Annotated in this window: 17 protein-coding genes and 1 pseudogene; 9 read left to right on the forward strand and 9 right to left on the reverse strand. The window is 60.0% G+C overall.

Annotated elements, in window-relative coordinates; genetic code table 11:
• Positions 1–180: 180 nt before the first annotated feature.
• Positions 181–504, reverse strand: a pseudogene (locus CO657_RS38315) (lysozyme inhibitor LprI family protein); the annotation flags it as partial.
• Between the two features lie 281 nt (positions 505–785).
• Between CO657_RS38315 and CO657_RS28465 the strand changes: the two are divergent.
• The 4 genes from CO657_RS28465 to CO657_RS28480 all read left to right on the forward strand — a co-directional run bounded on the left by CO657_RS28465 (position 786) and on the right by CO657_RS28480 (position 3,006).
• The gene (locus CO657_RS28465; protein ID WP_054185425.1) at positions 786–1,103 is read left to right on the forward strand and encodes a hypothetical protein; all 318 of its coding nucleotides are present in this window, start codon (positions 786–788) and stop codon (positions 1,101–1,103) included.
• 51 nt (positions 1,104–1,154) lie between these two features.
• Positions 1,155–1,676 carry a carboxymuconolactone decarboxylase family protein gene (locus tag CO657_RS28470; protein ID WP_054185426.1) on the forward strand — a complete coding sequence of 174 codons (522 nt, stop codon included), beginning with the start codon at positions 1,155–1,157 and terminating at the stop codon, positions 1,674–1,676.
• Positions 1,673–2,542: an RNA polymerase sigma factor SigJ gene (sigJ, locus tag CO657_RS28475; protein ID WP_054185427.1), complete on the forward strand. Its 870-nt coding sequence runs from the start codon at positions 1,673–1,675 to the stop codon at positions 2,540–2,542. Before CO657_RS28470 ends, sigJ begins: the two co-directional genes overlap by 4 nt.
• A 206-nt stretch (positions 2,543–2,748) precedes the next feature.
• The gene (locus CO657_RS28480; RefSeq protein ID WP_082366353.1) at positions 2,749–3,006 is read left to right on the forward strand and encodes a hypothetical protein; all 258 of its coding nucleotides are present in this window, start codon (positions 2,749–2,751) and stop codon (positions 3,004–3,006) included.
• Positions 3,007–3,073: 67 nt separating this feature from the next.
• Here CO657_RS28480 and CO657_RS28485 read toward each other — a convergent pair whose 3' ends face one another.
• Together CO657_RS28485 and CO657_RS28490 are read right to left on the reverse strand one after the other, a co-directional pair.
• Entirely contained in the window at positions 3,074–3,550 is a 477-nt protein-coding gene (locus CO657_RS28485; RefSeq protein ID WP_054185429.1) for an NUDIX hydrolase, read from the reverse strand.
• A 126-nt stretch (positions 3,551–3,676) separates the two neighbouring features.
• Positions 3,677–4,117 (reverse strand): RbsD/FucU family protein, encoded by a 441-nt coding sequence (locus CO657_RS28490; protein WP_054185451.1) that lies wholly within the window; start codon positions 4,115–4,117, stop codon positions 3,677–3,679.
• 196 nt (positions 4,118–4,313) lie between these two features.
• Here CO657_RS28490 and CO657_RS28495 point away from each other — a divergent pair, with 196 nt between their 5' ends.
• From CO657_RS28495 to CO657_RS28510, 4 genes are read left to right on the forward strand one after another with little or no spacing between them, the layout of a single operon-like run.
• On the forward strand, positions 4,314–5,312 hold the full coding sequence (locus CO657_RS28495) for a LacI family DNA-binding transcriptional regulator (protein WP_054185430.1): 999 nt from the start codon (positions 4,314–4,316) through the stop codon (positions 5,310–5,312).
• Complete coding sequence (locus CO657_RS28500; protein ID WP_054185431.1) at positions 5,309–6,826, forward strand: sugar ABC transporter ATP-binding protein; 1,518 nt, start codon at positions 5,309–5,311, stop codon at positions 6,824–6,826. The genes CO657_RS28495 and CO657_RS28500 overlap by 4 nt, the downstream gene beginning before the upstream one ends.
• Positions 6,826–7,869 carry an ABC transporter permease gene (locus CO657_RS28505; protein ID WP_054185452.1) on the forward strand — a complete coding sequence of 348 codons (1,044 nt, stop codon included), beginning with the start codon at positions 6,826–6,828 and terminating at the stop codon, positions 7,867–7,869. The genes CO657_RS28500 and CO657_RS28505 overlap by 1 nt, the downstream gene beginning before the upstream one ends.
• Positions 7,870–7,922: 53 nt before the next feature.
• Entirely contained in the window at positions 7,923–8,912 is a 990-nt protein-coding gene (locus tag CO657_RS28510; RefSeq protein WP_054185432.1) for a substrate-binding domain-containing protein, read from the forward strand.
• 158 nt (positions 8,913–9,070) lie between these two features.
• Here the strand turns inward: CO657_RS28510 and CO657_RS28515 are convergent, their stop codons facing one another.
• Positions 9,071–11,017, reverse strand: coding sequence for a putative bifunctional diguanylate cyclase/phosphodiesterase (locus CO657_RS28515; protein ID WP_054185433.1), 1,947 nt, complete (start codon positions 11,015–11,017; stop codon positions 9,071–9,073).
• Between the two features lie 231 nt (positions 11,018–11,248).
• On the opposite strand from CO657_RS28515, the gene CO657_RS28520 reads away from it, so the two are divergent.
• The gene (locus CO657_RS28520) at positions 11,249–12,286 is read left to right on the forward strand and encodes a class I SAM-dependent methyltransferase (RefSeq protein ID WP_054185434.1); all 1,038 of its coding nucleotides are present in this window, start codon (positions 11,249–11,251) and stop codon (positions 12,284–12,286) included.
• 117 nt (positions 12,287–12,403) lie between these two features.
• Here the strand turns inward: CO657_RS28520 and CO657_RS28525 are convergent, their stop codons facing one another.
• From CO657_RS28525 to CO657_RS28545, 5 genes are all read right to left on the reverse strand, one after another.
• Positions 12,404–13,252 (reverse strand): sugar phosphate isomerase/epimerase family protein, encoded by an 849-nt coding sequence (locus CO657_RS28525; protein WP_054185435.1) that lies wholly within the window; start codon positions 13,250–13,252, stop codon positions 12,404–12,406.
• An 11-nt stretch (positions 13,253–13,263) separates the two neighbouring features.
• Complete coding sequence (locus CO657_RS28530) at positions 13,264–14,250, reverse strand: ABC transporter permease (protein ID WP_054185436.1); 987 nt, start codon at positions 14,248–14,250, stop codon at positions 13,264–13,266.
• Positions 14,247–15,278, reverse strand: a complete 1,032-nt coding sequence (locus CO657_RS28535; protein ID WP_054185437.1) for an ABC transporter permease — start codon at positions 15,276–15,278, stop codon at positions 14,247–14,249. Before CO657_RS28535 ends, CO657_RS28530 begins: the two co-directional genes overlap by 4 nt.
• Positions 15,271–16,785: a sugar ABC transporter ATP-binding protein gene (locus CO657_RS28540; RefSeq protein ID WP_054185438.1), complete on the reverse strand. Its 1,515-nt coding sequence runs from the start codon at positions 16,783–16,785 to the stop codon at positions 15,271–15,273. The genes CO657_RS28535 and CO657_RS28540 overlap by 8 nt, the downstream gene beginning before the upstream one ends.
• A gap of 127 nt (positions 16,786–16,912) precedes the next feature.
• Entirely contained in the window at positions 16,913–17,896 is a 984-nt protein-coding gene (locus tag CO657_RS28545; RefSeq protein ID WP_054185439.1) for an autoinducer 2 ABC transporter substrate-binding protein, read from the reverse strand.
• Between the last annotated feature and the right edge of the window lie 210 nt (positions 17,897–18,106).

Consider the following 18,106-nt stretch of genomic DNA (forward strand, 5'->3'; position numbering starts at 1 on the left):
CGACACGAGCCGGGGCGGCGCTTTTACGGGCGCGGGTTGAGGCGCTGCGACGGCCGCCGGTGCCGATGTCTCTTGTGCCGCTGCAGGCTGTGTCGTCGGTGCTATTGATGGCGCGGGGTCGACGGCGGATTCTGCCGGCTTCTGGATGGGAGAAGCGCCCGCCGCCGCAAGCGCCGCAAGACGCTTTTGATAGCTTGTAGCCAGGCATGCCGACAGCCGGACCGGATCGGCGTCTACGCAGGATTTATTGCGGTCCGCCAACCAGCGGCGCTGTTGCTGGCGTAGATCGTTCACCCTTGTCGGGTCGCCGTTGAGATCCGCCAATGCCTGCCGATAGGAGGCTGCCAAGGCAGTGTCCTGAGCAATCAAGGCAGGGGAGGCACAAATCGCCTTTTCAATGGCGGACTGCGCCTTGCCGCAATCAAAGGATTGCGCATGGGAGGCCGCTGAGAAAAGACAGCCACTGAGGGCAACGAGCAAACGCAGGCGAGAGACGAAAGCCATGGATAACTCGTTTTTTGAGTGGCCGGCACACTAGTCAATATGAACTATCCTCGATCAAGACAAGAGCCGGTTGCAGCAAGCCGAGAACCGCAACGCGCGCAATGTTTGACGTGGTTTATAAGTCGGCACTTGGAGGTGGAGTGACCCGCAAAAGCCGTCGGCAATAATCAGACAGCAATTGGTGGTGAACTCGCTCTTGCCGCAGGAGCGCAAGTCTAATTTCCGGCACGGACATGTCACATTTTCCCTCTCCCTTCGTCATATGAGCGAAGGAGATTTTCATGCGACCGCTACTTCTTGCCCTTTCCGTCCTCCAGCTTTTCAACGGGGTGCTGATGCTGGCTGCACCGCAGCTCTGGTATAGCGTCATACCGGGTGTCACCGAGACAGGCCCGTTCAATTCCCATTTCATTCGCGATATCGGCCTTGGCTTTCTGACCGCCGGCTGCGCGCTCGGCATGGCGAGCCGGTATGCGGCGATTGCACGGCCTCTGGTCGCGGTTGCCAGCGTCCTCCTGCTCGGCCATGCGCTGCTGCATCTCGCCGAAATGGGCTGCATGGAACCGGTCCGGCCCATGCCGTGCGGGATATCGCCCTGATCGTCGTGCCGGCCTTGATGCCGCTTGCCGTGTTTGTGCGGAGGCCCTCCCATGCTTAGGCGGCTCCTTCGGAATGCCGCGCGCAAATTCGGCGCGCGTTATGACTATGATGTCGGCTATATGGAGGATCTGGCCGAGTTGAGCCCGGGCGGATTTGCCAAGCTCGCCTTGCTCACACCCTTCACGCAGGAGCGTTTCGGCCTGCCGGCCGCACCTTATTATGCTGCGAAATTCGTCGCAGCGCGCACGGCCGGATGTGGGCCCTGCGCCATGCTGGTGGTTCGCATGGCGGAGGAAGCCGGCGTCAGCGCACGCCAGCTCGCCTCGATCGCCCGGCCGGGTTCGGCGGATGCCGACATGCGGCTTGTCGCGGACTATGCGGCAGCCGTTCTCACCAACTCGTTCGACCTTGCTGACATGATTGAGGCGGCGCGGTATCGCTTCGGGGAAAAGGGCCTCTGGGGCCTTGCTTCCGCCGTCGCTGCTGGCCAATTCTACCCCAGCTTGAAGCGGGGCATCGGCGCGGCACTGAGCTGCGACTTGCTGCCGGCTGAGTTTCGGGAGGTCGCATGAAAGCGTATAACGAGAGGGATGTCGGGCCGATGCCGGAGGCATTGCGCCGCCGGCTGGTGCGGCTCGCCTATCGCTATCTCGGTTCGGTGACCGACGCTGAGGACGTCGTACAGGAAGCCTCCATCAAGCTCCTCGCCAGCGAAGGTGTCCGCGACCGCGAGGCGTGGCTCGCCCGCCTCGTCACCAATGCCGCGCTCGATCGGCTGAGGCAGCTGAAGGCGCGGCGGGAGACCTATGTCGGGCCCTGGCTGCCGGAGCCGATGGTCGAGGCGGAGAGCCCGAACGACCGCGAGCTCGACATCTCCTTCGCCGTCATGCGCACGCTCGAGACATTGTCGCCGCTCGAACGCGCGGCCTTCTACCTGCATGACCTGTTCGGCATGGATTTCGAAACGGTTGGCGAGACGCTCGACCGCTCGCCCGCCCCCGTCCGCAAGCTCGCCTCGCGGGCCCGGCAGGCGGTGAAGGAGGGGCGGCCACGCTTTGCGGCGCGGCCTGCCGACGTTGAGCGGCTGCTGATGGCGATCGGCGCTGCTGTGCAGAGCGATTCCGTCGACGCTCTTGCCGCCACACTGGCCGAGCATATCGAGTTGATCTCGGACGGCGGTGGCAAGGTGATCGCGGCGCTCAGGGTTCTTCATGGCCCGATGGAAGTTGCAAATTTCCTCATGCACATCGCCCGCAAGCAGCCGGATGGCGGATGGCGTTTCGGACCGGCCCAAGTGAATGGCGGCGCCGGCATGCTGATCAGTTCCGAGGTCGGCCTTGACACGGTGATGGCCATCGACCTCGATACCGAGGGGCGGGTTGCTGCGGTCTATCTCGTGCGCAATCCGGAAAAGCTCGCCCATGTGGTGGGGAGCTGAGCCGGCGTTGCGACGGTGAAGGCTGCGCTTATGTCTTTGGCGAAACTGCGCTAGTCGCAGGCCATGTTTCAACTCGTCCGGCCGGCTACAGCCCGAACAGATCATCATTGTGATAGTCTTGCGCCAGCCAAGGTCGATTCGCAGGCGTCGGGATTTTCGCCCGGAAGCCAGGCACGCGAGGTCGTGATACAGGTAAGGAGGCAGCGATGCTGAAAACCGATACCCGCCAAGCGAATTGGCGCCGTGCCAATCCAGGCAAATATGATGCTCACCTCGCCGTGCAGCGAGCAGTCAAGACAGGCGAGCTGGAAAAGCAAACCTGTGAGGTCTGCGGGATCGAAGCAGTCGATGCCCATCATGACCAATACGACGAGCCTTTAAGGGTACGGTGGTTATGCCGACGGCACCACACGAGGCTTCACCATTACGGCGAAGACATGTTTCCAATCAGGAATGCCCTTTAGAGGCCCGATCAATCTGGTCTGTATTTGCTATTGGGATGTGACGACGCCAAGTCCTTCGACACTAACATCAGGAAGCCGGCGAAGCTCTATCTATGAGAAGGTGCCGGACGGGTTCCCGCCGCACGAATTCGGTCTCCACATGTTTCAGCACGTGTCGCTGGCCTGCAAACGGCACCATCTCCAAGGCAGCTGCGAAAGAAACCCATCGAAATTCGCTATGTTCGTGATTGATGACAACCGTCGCATGGGAATCCACGAAGCCAACGAAGACCGGCAACATGGCGATGGCGTCCCGATCGGCCTCATAGAACTGCTCGCATATGTCGGCGGAGTAGAGCCGCTTGCAAATCAGGCCGGTTTCTTCGCGTACCTCGCGTAACGCAGCTTCCCAGGCTTTCTCCCCGTTCTCGATACTGCCGGCAATCTGGCACCATTCACCGATCAGCGTGTGGTTGCGGCGGAGAAGCAGGACCTCATTTCCAATGTCAGCCTTGCGGAGCAGGACCACAGAAACCGCAGAACAGCGGATCGGAATCTCAGTCATGAATGCAACTTTCTTTCACGCGGGGCCGGGTCAACCAAAGGGATGTTCGCGAGCGACGAATGGCATGGTCAGGAGGCTGACAGAGTAGATATTCCTTTGCTCGAGGAACGCCTCACCATCTGGCCCTCAGAGCACGCCTTTCCTCAAAATGAAGTTCCCATAGGGGCGCGATTCAGCAGTCTGAATGATCGCAAACGATCGCATCGCGATCGGATAGTAGGCAAACCGCTCCACCGGTTGGCTGGCGATCGAGCGCCCTTCTGCCTCACTGCAAACGGCGATGACCTCTCTGTGCACTTCGAGCAACTCGCCCGGCGCGTCGACGGCCTCCATATGCATCAGCGGCGTGTCGCCGAATGTGTCCAGGGGTAGCATTTCAAGGATCCCGCCAACTGCAGTCGGTGCGTCGACCCCCTCCAAAATGAGAAGCTTTCCGCTCGTGGTTTGGGTCGCCACCCGAAAGCCCGAGAAATTTCGATCGACGATGGCCAGTTCGTCGCCATGCCCCATGGATGCCAGTACCCACAACAAGTCGGCCGTGACGAACGGCGGGACGCCTTTCAGCATGTCATTTCCCTCCCAAGAGATGATCACAACTTGGATCGTAGCTGTAAAAAAACGATTGCGCAAACGTTTCGATGGCGCTAGCGTGATCATAATCGCGGATCCTTGGAGAGCCTGTTTAAGGTTGGAATTCCGCCTGGGAGGAAAATTTGAGACGCTTTGTTGTTGTTGTGCTGCCGGCAAACGCCGGAGCGCGCTCATGACGACGATTTCCGAAGTTGCAAAGGCGGCGGGGGTTTCGGTCTCCACGGTTTCCCATGTTCTCAACAAGACGCGCTACGTGTCGCCCGAGAAGGCGAAGCTCGTCATGGAGGCGGTGGACGAGATCGGATACATCCCGAACGCGGTTGCGCGCTCTCTCAAATTGTCGTCGACGGGCACGGTCGGCCTGGTCATTTCCGCGATTTCGAACCCTTACTTCAGCGACATCATCTGCGCGATTGAAGCCGAGTGTTCCAAACGAGGCTTGATCGTATTTCTATGTGATACGCAGGACGATCCAGATCGGGAATTGGAGCTCATCCGGCATCTGCATCAGCGTCGTGTCGACGGGATCATCCTTGCCGCTTCAGGCGCTCCCAGAAAGTCGCTGAACTATCTATTTGAATGCGATGTTCCCTGTGTGCTCGTCGACAGGCTCTCCGATGATCGTTTCGATCAGGTCGGAACCGATAACACGGCGGCAATCCGCATGCTGGTCGATCATCTCGTCACGCTCCATCACCAACGGGTTGGGATCATCCTCGGCCAGCCCGGATTTGCGACGACCGTCGAGCGCACTGAGGCTTTCCAGGCGGCTATGGCGGAGAAGGGAATAGAGGTTCCACATGCGTTCATCAGCAATGGCAACCGCAGCACGGCTGACGCCACCGCGTCGACGCACCGATTGCTGGAGCTGAAGGAGCCGCCGACAGCAATCCTTGCCTCAAACAATCTTGCGATGATCGGCGCGATGAGAGCCATTCGGGAACGGGGGCTGCGCGTTCCAGCGGATATTTCGGTGCTCGGAATCGATGATTTCGAATGGGCAGACTACTTCGAGCCGCGCCTGACGCTGATGGCCCAGCCTTGCGATGAGATCGGCAGAAGGGCGGCGGACTTGCTGATTACGCGGATCGGCAACAAGCACCGCCCGCGCGAGACCGTTCGACTGTCGCCGGTTTTGCGGGTGCGTGAATCGTGTGGAGAAGCAGCATGAACCAGGTTGTTCTTTCGGCGAAAGGAGTCACCAAGCATTTCGGCGGCGTTCAAGCGCTACGCGGCGTGGACTTCGATCTCAAAGTGGGTGAAATCCATGCCCTGCTTGGAGAGAATGGTGCGGGCAAATCGACGTTGATGAACCTGATGTCCGGCGTCCACACGCCGGACCTGGGCGAGATCTTCATCGATGGCAAACCCGCCCGATTTCACAGCCCCCGGGATGCACAAGCGGCAGGAATTGCAACGATTTTCCAGGAATTGGATCTCGTTTCGAGTTTGAGCGTCGCGGCCAATCTCTTTCTTGGGCGTGAGCTTGTCTATCCACATGGCATGCTCGACGGAAAGGCGATGCTGCGCGAGGCGCGCAAAAGACTGGAGGCAATCGACCGGTCGATCGATCCCGCCCAGCTTGTCGGCGAGCTTTCGATCGGCCAGCGCCAGGTCGTCGCCATTGTCAAGGCGCTGTCCTATGCATCCCGCGCTCTGATCATGGATGAGCCGACAGCGGCATTGACGGTCGGCGAAGTCGATCGATTGTTCGATATCATGCGCGGGCTCGCATCGTCAGGCGTCGGTATCGTCTATATTTCGCATCGCCTTGAGGAAGTGCCGCAGATTGCTCATCGCGTGACAGTGATGCGCGACGGCAAGGTCGCCGGCGTTACCGAGCCGAACGCGCCACAAGCCCAGCTGGTGCAACTTCTTGTCGGTCGTCCGTTGAACGAACTTTACCCGCCTCGATCGGATCGCGTCGGTGACGTGCTCCTGAGGATGCGGCAGGCCTCCTTCCGCCCGCACCGTGCGTCCCCCGGCTGGCAGGCGCCATCAAAGATCGACCTGGATGTTCACCGCGGTGAAATTGTCGGCTTGGCCGGCGTGATGGGTGCAGGCCGAACCGAGCTTCTGAGCGCTCTTTACGGGACCGGCGTGCCGGGCAGATGGCAGGGTGAGGTGACCATTGGCGGCAAACCGGCAAGGCTTCGATCCATCGCCGCCGCGCGCAGGGCTGGTCTTGCATTCGTCACCGACGACCGGCGTGGCGCCGGGCTGATGCTGCGTATGTCCGTTGGCCTCAATCTGGTCATGTCAATCATTCGCCGAATTTCGCCAAACGGCTTGTTGTCTGCACGTCGACAGGACGATGCCATCAAGAGCTCGTTCGGGAATTTCGACATCCGTCCCAAGAACCCGGAGATCGCGGTGGGTGCTCTGTCCGGCGGCAACCAGCAGAAGGTCGTGCTTGCCAAGGAAGTGCTGGGCAATCCGAGCCTGTTGCTTCTCGACGAGCCGACCCGCGGTGTGGACGTCGGAGCCAAGGGGGAAATTTACGCTCGGCTGCGCAAATTTGCCTCGCATGGATTGGGCATCCTTGTCGCCTCAAGCGAAATGCCTGAGCTGATCGGCCTATGCGATCGAATAGTGGTTCTGCGCAATGGCTGCAGCGTTGCCGAATTTTCCGGCGGGGTGAGCGAACACGACGTTCTGGCCGCCGCCAACGGGAGGGAGGGATGATGTCCGAACAGCAAATTACGTCGAGTTCTCCGATTCAACCCGCAAAGCGCATTGATCCGCTTGCGGTCATCGTCCGCTTCCAAAGCCTGATCGGCCTGGTGCTGGTCTTTGCCGGCGGCATCATCTTCTCGCCGCGTCGGCATGGGGTCATCCTGTTCATTCAACCCGACAATATCGCCAACATCGTCCGTGCGGTGTCCGAGACCGGCATCATCGCGATCGGGATGACCTTCGTGATCATAACCGCCGGGATCGATCTCTCGGTTGGGGCGACTCTTGGTCTTGCGAGCGTCGTCACCGCAACATTGATGGTCTCGGGCGGCTTTGGGCTGATTACAACGGTGCTGGCGGTGCTGCTGATGGGCACCTGTTTCGGCTTGATACAGGGAGCGATCTCAAGCAAGTTTCGGCTTGAAGCATTTATCGTCACCCTTGCCGGTTTACAGGCAGCGCGCGGGCTGGCGCTGGTGGTGTCGGGCAATCAGTATATCAATATCTCCTATGGCGATGGCCCCGGGCTAGCGCCCCCCATCTTTGCGGTTCTCGGCGGTCGATTGTTCGGCAACGTCGTTCCCGTGGCTACGATCGTCTTCCTGATCTTTGCCTGCATCGCAACGCTGGTGCTGAACACGACGAGGTTCGGCCGTTACGTCTATGCCGTCGGCGGCAACGAGCGCGCCGCTCGCATCTCCGGTGTTCCGGTCTCGGCAATCAAGATCGCCGTTTACGCCATTACCGGCTTTGCATCGGCGCTGGCCGGCATCGTCCATGCCGGGCAATTCAATTTCGGAAGTGCCAATGATGGGACCGGATATGAATTGACGGCCATCGCGGCTGTCGTCATCGGCGGGACCAGCCTGTTTGGCGGGTCGGGTTCCATGGTCGGAACCATCGCCGGCACGATCATGCTTGGCGCCCTCGCCAATATTCTTCAGCTCAACAACATCACTCCAGCCATGCAGTTGCTTGCCACAGCGGCAATCATCGTTCTGGCGGCAGTCCTTCAATCCCTCGTTCGTCGCCGCGAAGGATTGGGCAGGTAGTGTGGCGGCATCTCCCGGAAGGTGGATCCGGAACCAATGTGGAGGAGAAAGTAATGACACAGAATGCACTTCGATTTTCGAATGCCGGGCGCATGGCACTTCTCGCCGGTTCATGCCTTTGTATTGCCGGCGTGGCCCAGGCTGCCGATCCGCTTGTGAAGGCTTGTGCCAAAGATGGCGAATTCGTTGTCGGCTTCTCGCAGGCAAACAACGCGGAGCCCTACCGCCAGCACGTCAACGATGAACTGGAAGCAGCCGCCAAGGCAGTCCCGCAATTCACACTGCAGATTGCCGACGGGGCAGGCAACGTCAACACTCAGACGTCACAGGTCGACAATTTCATTACCCAAAAGGTCGACCTTCTGTTGATCTCGCCTTTCGAGGCGGCTCCGCTTACACCCGCCGTCAAGCGGGCAATGGACGCAGGTATCCCGGTCATCGAACTCGATCGCAAGACGAACGGTGAAGCAGGCAAGGATTACACAGCTTTCATCGGAGGTGATAACTACAAGATTGCTCTGGCAGCCGGCGAATATACCAGCAAGACACTTCTTCCGGATGGCGGCGAGGCTGCCGTGCTGGAGGGGTTGCCGAGTTCGACACCCGCAGTCGAGCGGCTTAATGGCTTCAAAGATGGCGTGAAGGCCAATTCGAAAATCCAGATCGTCGCAGAACAGGCGGCCGACTGGCTGCCGGATAAAGCACAAACGGCGTTCGCCGCCATGCTGCAGGCTCATCCGGATATCAAGATGGTCTATGCCAGCAATGACATGATGGCGGCGGGTGCTCTGCTTGCTGCCAAAGGTGCCGGTAAAAGCGTGAAGATCATCGGCACCGATGGCTTGCCTGGGCCTGCCGGGGGAATTGAAGCGGTCGCAAAGGGCGATTGGTCCGCGACCTTTACCTATCCTACCGGAGCGAAGGAGGCGATCGACATGGCAAAGTCGATATTGCTGGACTGCGCATCGTCTGTTGAGCCAACGGTAACAGTCGATACCACAGCCATCACGCCCGAAAACGCCAAGCAGATGATGGGCAAGTAAAGTTCAAGGCTCCATCCGGCTGGGCGCGCCTGCCTAGCCGGGTGGGACCAGATCGCTTCGTTGTGCGCTTGAAAAGCTACGCATCGCCGCGGCGTTTGCCGGATCTGGAGCGCAAGCCATTCAAAGTACAATGTTCGGGGAGGCAGGGGACAGCTGCGTTATGCCGCGTTCAAAAGTTCAGCGCTCACCGGCATTCCCATATGATAGCCCTGGACGCGGTCGATGCGAAGATCCTTGAGCAGGGACAATTGTGCTGCCGTTTCGACGCCTTCCACCAGGATCGTATTCCCACGATTGCGGATAAGAGCGACCATGTCCTGAAGCATCATCAACCCGCGCGGGTTGGAGCAGTCGTGCAGAAAGGTCCGATCGACCTTGACCGTCTGAAACTCGATCGCCCTCAGCCAGGAGAGGCCCGCAAAGCCCGAGCCGAAGTCGTCAAGCCAGATTTCGACGCCGAGAGCCCGCAGATCTGCAATGCACTTAAGCACCTCCGACTGCATATCCATGTCCAGGCCCTCGGTGACTTCCAAGGCCAGTCGCGATCCGCTGACCCCGCAGCGAATAAGAATGTCAGCGACATTCGCAGCAAAGCCTTGGGAGCGCAGCTGTATGGGCGACACGTTGACGCTGACGGTCGCCATGCGATCGGTCATCAGTATGTCACGGCATGCCGTCTCGATCGCCCATTTGCCCAATTCGAGGATAGCGCCCGTTCGCTCTGCAACCGGAATGAATGTCTTCGGCGAAACCGCGGTGCCGTCCGGCATCCGAAGCCGCATCAAAGCCTCGACAGCTCTGGCTTTCTCGTTCGTCAACTCGAAGATCGGTTGGTAAACGAGCGAGACCAGCTTTCGATCGATGGCCGCCGTCAGCAGCGGGACGAGTTTACCGGCATTGTCGTCAGGGCGAGGCAACAGCGGATCAAACCTGCGAATGCAGTTTCGGCCGCTTGCTTTGGCATGGTAGAGAGCAAGATCGGCCTCACGCACTATTCGTTCAACCTTCTCTCCAACTTTGTCGCGGGTGAAGGCGACGCCGATGCTGACGGTTACGATCGGGCTGTCATCCGGTCGCCCGTCGTGCTCGATCGCAAGAAACTCGACTTCCATTCTGATCTTTTCGGCCAGGCTCATCGCGATCTTGGGAGTTTCGACCGGCAAGACCACGATGAACTCTTCACCACCATACCTGCCGATCATGCCACCGGACGACTCGACGACGGCCTTCAGCACTTTGGCGATGACAGTCAGGCATCGGTCTCCTTCTTGATGCCCGTAGCGATCATTGAAGCGTTTGAAAAAATCGACGTCGATGAGCAACACGACGAAGTCGCGACGCTCGTCTTTCCAGGCGGCCCAGCATTCGTCGAGCCGCCGATCCAGGGCGCGCCGGTTGCTTATGCCTGTCAGGTAATCGGTATTTGAAAGCTCGAGCAGTGATCGTCCACGCTCGGACGCTTCCCAGTGCTGATATCGGGCCTCCGCCGCATTCAGCAACACGTTTCGACGCTCCACGTTCAATCGCCAATTAACGAAAGACGTGAAGACGAAGCACGAAATGTAGAACATCCCGAAGGCAAGCTTGTAGGTTTGGCTTGAAGGGAAAAACGCCTCGATCGTAACGAAAAATGCGCAGAGCACGAAGCTGGAGGTGATTACCGAAAGCCGAAACGGGAAACTGAAAAACAGGTTGGCGCCCATCATGAAGATGGCGCCAAATATCATGTAGTACGACATGGCAGTGACGTCGCTGGTGCCAATCGCCGGGTAAAGCCAGCTTAAATAGCCGGCAAGCAGTGCAGAGGCGCAGGTGATGTCCAGCCAGACGGTTTTTGCTTTGGCCAGTCGCAAGGCCTCGAAAGCCAGCAGCGCGATCGTTGCAACGACGAATCGCGCGGCGATCGTCGCATGCGCAACATCTGGGATAAGCCATCGGTCGGGAAGTGCGAAGGCCACATAGACGGCGACCGCGATCCAAAGACCGTGCCGTGAGCTTCGCCTGCGGACAGCATCATTTTCAGTTTCCAGAGACTTGCGGGCCTCGGCGAATGAAAAGCTGTCGGTTGATTCATCCCGCTGCACAGGAGCGTCAGCCGCGCTCATGCAACGATACCAGCCTGACTACAATCTAAAGAAGTTAAAAAGTAAGCCATGCTTCGGGCGCCCTCCAAAATTACGTTCGGCAACCTGCAACCGGTTTGTCTTATTGCTTAACATTCGTAGAGGCGCAGGTTCCGACCCGCAATAGTAGAATTACCCTTATCCCGTGCAGATTCTAGTCGCATCCCATTTCGAGGTTGATTATGCTTAACGCTATGTCAAGGGAGTCTCGAAATGGCACGAAGTCTTGTCTTGGACGGTGAAAGTCTTGTTGCGCCGGGTGAAATTCGGCGGGCAGCAAGGAGGTTTGCTGCGACAAATCCCAGCGACCTTATCGTCGCGAAAGCCGAGCTTGCCGTCAGCCTCGATCTGTCGATCCGTCAGTTCAGATCCGGCGTCGAGCCTCCTGCGATCATCGAGCGGCTTAGCGAAGCCTTGCATCAGTTACGGCGCCGCTTTCATCCGGAGGTGTGGGACGTCATCGTTCCGATCGCGCAATCTCATCCGGTTGCTCACTATCTGCACCAGGATCCGTTGACCCGCTGGTCGTTTGAAAAGCCGCGCGGCTATTCCGGCGACGCACGGCTTCTCGACTTTATCTACGGCAGGCCTGAGATCGAGGACGCCGTCGCATCATCGAGCACCTTGGGACGTTCGATCTACGCCTACACTCGAAATGCTTCGTCATCCGTCGCGGTACGAGAGCGTCGAGACATTCTGGCGCGGCGCGTCGACGAAATCGCTTCGGCTCGGTCCGGTTCCACCGAAGTCCTGGCCATCGCGTCGGGCCATCTTCGTGAGGGGCCTTTGTCGCACGCGCTCGGCACCGGCGCAATCAAACGCTGGGTCGCTTTGGATCAGGACCCGATGAGTGTTGGAACAGTCGCCCGCGATTTCGCCGGCACGTCGGTCGAGGCGCTCAACGGGTCGGTCAAATCCCTGCTCGGGGGAAGGCATGCGCTGGGAATGTTCGATTTTGTGTATGCGGCCGGTCTTTATGACTATCTGCCGGACGCTGTCGCCGTAAAGCTGACCAAGAAGTGCGTCAGCATGCTTAAGCCTGGCGGCACATTCCTGTTCGCCAACTTCTCCCCGGCGACGGATGTCGACGGCTATATGGAGACATTTATGAACTGGGCGCTGCTGTTGCGCTCGGAACATGAGATGGGCTTGATCGCCAGTGAAAGCGCGGCTGGGGCGGATCTGAAAGTGTCTGTCTGGTCGGGCTCGAATCGTAGCGTTGTCTACTGCGAAATTGAAAAACAGCCCTAAGCCGCAGGTTGGCCGAAAGGCAATGGCGTTGCAGGAACAACGCCGACGCACGGAAAAGATGCGGCCGAGAAGCTGGGCTCGACCCGGCCGCAACGATGAGCCATAGCGGCAACCAGGTCAGATCAGGCCGTATTGTTCCGCCTTGTTGCGCAGGAACGGCAGACCCCTTCCCATTACCTCTTCCATATCGCGTGCCACGGGGCGCCAGACGGCCAGGCCATAGGCCACTTCCGCCGGCATGTTGATGAAGCTTTCCATGGCAAGTCCGCCCTTGAAGCCGATTGCGGCGAGCGCGACATAGATCGCGTCCCAGGGAATGTTGCCGTAGCCCGGCGTGCCGCGGTCGCTTTCGGAAAGATGGATGTATTTCAGGTGATCGCGGGCAATCAGGATGCCGTTTGCCGCGCCCTTCTCCTCGATGTTCATGTGGTAGGTGTCGAGGTGAACGAAGATGTTGTCGGCGCCGACACGCTCCACCATGTCGACGGCCTGCTGGGCCGAGTTGATCAGGTGGTTCTCATAACGGTTCACGGCCTCGACGCCGAGTTGGATGCCGTGCTTCTTCGCGTGCTTTGCGGCAGCGTCGAGCACCTTGGCAATATTGTCGTATTCGCCTTGCGTCGGCGGTACGCCTGTCCGCTCGCCAATGCCGCCGAAGATGACACCGGACAGCGCCTCGGCGCTCATCTCAGCGGTCTTTTCGATCGCAATCTTCAGGTGCTCAATCGCCGCATCCGGGCGGACGGATGCCCAGGCATGCTCCGGCAGGCCGAGCGAGCAGACCGCGCGCAGCTTGTTCTTCTCAAGCAGCTCTCGGGTGTGCCTGGCATCGACGGCCGGCGCGTTGAGCAGCGCGATCTCGATGAAGTCCATTTCATACTGCACCGCTCCGGCAATTGCCTTCTCGGCGCCTGCGCGATCCCAGTTCATGGTCCACATGCTGGTGTGGACGCCGAAACCTTGCATGGTCGTATCTCCTATTTCCCGATTGTGATGAACTTGGCCGAGAACCATCGCAGCACCATCACGACGATGAGCAGGATGCCCCAGACGGCAGTGGTGAGATGCTGGTTGGCGCCGAGCAGATTGAGCCCCGAAGAGAGAAGCTGCAGCACGACGAGCGCCACGAAGACGGGCAGGACGCGGCCGAAGCCGCCGAACGGATTGATGCCGCCGAGGAAGCAGGCGAGCACGGTGATCAGCAGATAGGACTCTCCATGGCCGACGCGTACCGAATTGAAGCGCGCAAGCATGATGATGCCGGCCACGGCAGCCATCACGCCGGAGAGCATGTAGACAAGCACCAAAACCTTGCGGGTATTGATGCCGGAATAGCGGGCGGACTCGATATTGGAGCCGATCATATAGGTGGAAAAACCGAGCTTGGATCGCGCGAGCAGGACGTGGCTGGCGATCACACAGGCGATCAGGATCAACAACGGTATAGGAATGCCGAGAACGCTGCCGTGGCCGATGGGAGCGATGAAGGTGGGGAAACCCGAAATATCGCCGCCCCGCGTCAGGAACTCGCCGAGGCCACGCAGGAAGATCATCATCGATAGCGAAACCAGGATCGGATGGGCGCGGGTAAAGGCGATGACGAGGCCCATGACCAGGCCGCTTGCGGCGCCGACGACAAGCGCCAGCAGCGAGCCGAGCAGGAAGGCGGCCGGGCCGGCATCGATCCCGCCATTGGCTTGCAGCGTCCAGGCAAGCGTCAGGCCCGCGATGTTGGCGGTGAAGGTGATCGCCAGATTCAGGCCGCCGGTGAGGATCGGCATCAGCATGGCAAGCGTTAGGATGCCGAGCTCGGGAAGCTGAAAGGCGACAGATCCGAAGGTCGCGCCCGTCAGGAAATGTGGCGAGGCGAAACCGAAGACGATCAGCACGATCGCCAGCGCGGCCAGCGGACCGGCCATATCAGCCCCGAAGATCGCGTTGAAGCGGGCGGCGAGGGTGTTCATCTCTTTTCTCCGCTTGCCGCAGGTTGGCCATCGCCCGATATGGAGCTCCCAAAGACAGGCGCCAGCGCGCCGATGCGGGCGCTCGACAGCGTGATCGCAACGAGGATGATCGCACCGACGATCATCTTGAAGGCGAAGGGCGAGACGCCCATCAGGTTGAGGCCGTTCTGGGTGATCGAGACGAGCAGCACGCCCAGCACGCAACCGAGCACGGAGCCCTTGCCGCCGCCCAGACGCGCGCCGCCGAGCACCACGGCAGCGAGAACATCGAGCTCGCGGCCATAGAGTGCGTTCGGCACCACCTCCTGCGCGTAATGCGCCTGCATGAGGCCGGCGATGCCTGCCATCAGTCCAAGCCAGCCGAAGGCGATGAACTGCATGGCGCCGATATTGATGCCGAAGCGGCGCGCGCCGTCGGGATTGTCGCCGAAGGCATAGAGCTGCCGGCCGGTCGTCGTGCGGGTAATGAAGAGCCAGGTGGCGAGCGTGCAGACGGCCATGACGACAACCGGCAGCGTGATTTCCGCCCAGCTGCCGTCGGCCATTTCCCGCTCGTAAATGACCACGCGACTGGTCAGCCAGTCAGGCAGATTGTACAGCGATACACCCTTGGTGAAGAACATCAGCAGGCCGAAATAGACGTTGAAGGTCGCGATTGTCGCGACGATCGAGATGATGCGGAAGCGGTGGATCAGGAAGGCGTTGATCAGCCCGAGCGCGATGCCGATGCCTGCCGCGATCAGGAAGCCGGATGTCCAGCCACCCCCGCCGATCCGCTCGAGCGCAAGTACGGTGAGATACTGCACGATCGAGGCGGCGACGGCGAAGGAGATGTCGATCCCGCCGGCAATCAGCACCACGAGCAGGCCGACGGCGAATATGATGTTGACGGCGCTGATATTCAGCAGGTCGAAGGCATTGCCGAGTGTGAAGAAACGATCGGTCACAAAGGCCAGGAAGATGCTCATCGCGATGATGACGGCGATGAGCACGCATTCGGTCGTATGGGACAGGAACAGCTTACGCATAGACGGCCGCCTCCAGGTCCTTCAAAGTGGTCGTGCGCGGATCGTGCCAGCCGGCGACGCGGCCCTTTTCCATGTGAATGATCCGGTCGGCATTGAAATAGACCTCCGGCACCTCGTCCGAGATGAGGATGATCGCCAGCCCAGCTTCGGCGAGACGCGCAACGATTTCGAAGATGCCGGCGCGCGCGCCGACATCAACGCCGACGGTGGGAGCGTCAAGGATGAGCACTTTGGGATCGGTGGCGAGCCATTTGGCGATCGCCACGCGCTGCTGGTTGCCGCCCGAAAGCGTCGAGATCGCATCGTCCTGTTTGCCGATCCTGACGCCGAGATCGGCAATCCAGCCGGCAACGAGCGCGTGCTTCTTATCGGGCGAAATCAGCCGGCCGCTGAGGATGCGGTTGAGAGAGGCCATAACCAAGTTATCGGCGATGGATTGCGGCTGGTTGAGACCGAGTGAAAGACGGTCCTCCGATAGATAGGCGACGCCGGCCGCAATCGCCTCGCGGTTGGAGGCAAAATGCACCGCTCTTCCCTCCAATTTGATCGTGCCGGTGGCCGGCCGGCGCATGCCGAATAGCGTAAGCGCAAGTTCGGTGCGGCCCGAGCCGAGTAGTCCCGTGATCCCGAGCGTCTCGCCACGGCGCAGATCGAAGGAAATCTCCTCAAACTCGCCAGGCCGGGAAAGCTTGCTGACGGAGAGCATGATCGGGTTCTGCGACAGGTCGCGGGGGCGAACGTTCTGATCGAAGGTGCGCCCAGTCATCAGCTCGGTGATCTTCGACTGCGTCATGCCCTCCACCGGAAAGACCCCGACGAGTGCGCCATCGCGCAGCACCGTAATGCGCGAGGAGATTTCCAGCACCTCCGCAAGACGATGGCTGACGAAGACCACGGCAACGCCCGAAGCCGATAGGGTGCGCACGATCGCCAGCAGATGAACGGTCTCCGATTGGGTGAGCGAGGCGGTCGGCTCGTCCATGAAGACGATCCGGGGCTGCCCGACCAGCGCGCGGGCAATCGCCACGATTTGGCGCTGCGCGATGGCGAAGTCCTTCAGCGGTCTGTCGACCTCGAGGCTGACGCCGAGCCGGGCGAGCGCGCCCTCCGCGATCGTCCGGATCGCGCCATAGTTGACGAAGCGCGGGCGCGAACCGGAAAGCGTCTGGAAGGCAATGTTTTCCGCCACGCTCATTTCGGGAAAAAGCGCAAGATCCTGCCAGATGATCTGGATGCCGCGGGCCTGGGTCATGCCTGGCGTCATGTGGGATATCGCCTCGCCGTCGAAGACGATCTCGGCCCCCTCGGCAGGCCGATATACGCCGGAGATAACCTTGATGAGCGTGCTCTTGCCGGAACCATTCTCGCCGGCCAGGCAATGCACTTCGCCGGGCAAAACCTCGAAGGAGACGTTTTTCAACGCCTTCACGCCGCCGAATGTCATGTTGATGCCGCGGAGCGAAAGAAGAGGCTGGGCCTTCACGCCCTCATCCGTTGCCGTGCTCATGCGGTTGCCTGTCCGATCGAATGCCATGAAGGGTCGATGGCCCCGGCCTTGGCCGGATACCGCTTTCTTTACCGAATGTCGGGCCGGTCGGCATGGACCGGCCCGACACCGGGGGAGGGGATCTCTTTCAGAGACCCATTGCGGCCAGGTCGTCGACCGTGTCCTTGTTGATCGGCAGCAGCTGGTCGACGATGATGTCGTTGCCGGCTGGCTTGATCACCCCGAGACCTGGAATGTCGTCGCCTTCCTTGATGCTCTCGCCCTTGATCAGCCGATCGGCGAGCGTGACGAACACTTCGCCGGCCTGTTTCGGGTTCCACATGAAGCCGCCCGATATCGCGTCCGCCTTGATCAGCTTCTGGCCCTGGCCGGGTGAAAACGGTCCGAGGACGAAGATTTTGCCTGTCTTGCGGCGTTCTTCGACGGCACGCCCCGCGCCGATCGGACCCTGGCTGCCGAAAGCGAGGAAGCCTTTCAGATCCGGATGGGCGGCAATCAGGTCGAGCGCCGTCGAGCGGCTTTTGTCAACGTCTTCGGCAACGCCATAGCGATCGCCGACGAGCTTCATGTCCGGATAATTCGCCTTGATATAGGCGATTGCGGCATCGGCCCAGGCATTGTGCAAGGGGACGGTCAACGAACCGACAAAGACGGCATATTCGCCCTTGCCGCCCATCTTTTCGGCGAGCAGCTTGCCATGCGCTTCGCCGAATCCGGTGGACGATGCGAGCTCGAAATTCCAGTCGGCGCCCTTCTGCGAAGGTGACTCATGGGTAATGACCTTGATGCCGGCCGCCTGCGCCTTGGTCAGTACTGGCTCGAGCACCTTGGCATCGTTCGGAACCACACCGATCACCTTGACGCCCTGAGCAATCAAGTCCTCGATGGCACGCACCTGCAGGGCCGGGTCGGCACTGGTCGGTCCGATCATGAAGGCATCGACACCCAGTTTCTGACCCTGTTCCTTGATGCCGGCTTCCATTGCGTTGAACCACGGAATGCCGGCGATCTTGACGACAATGCCGACCTTCGGCGCGTCCTGCGCAAAGGCGGCGACCGCCCCGGGAAGCGACAGCGATGCAGCCAATGCCGCTATGATAAGTTTCCTCATCCTCACTCCTCCTCAAAGGTCGCTCATGCGAACGACGACCACCTGCCGCTTTTGCGGCAGGTTGCTCCTGGTTGTTTCTTGGCGAGGGATACCCTTGCCTCCCGTCTCGCCTCCTCCGGCGAACCATCCATGCACAATCGATCTTTCTTTTTTGCACAATCGATGGTGCAATGACTATCGAACAAGGCAGGGCTTTCGTCAAGAGGGGTT

This window comes from Rhizobium acidisoli (assembly GCF_002531755.2).
Classification (GTDB): domain Bacteria; phylum Pseudomonadota; class Alphaproteobacteria; order Rhizobiales; family Rhizobiaceae; genus Rhizobium; species Rhizobium acidisoli.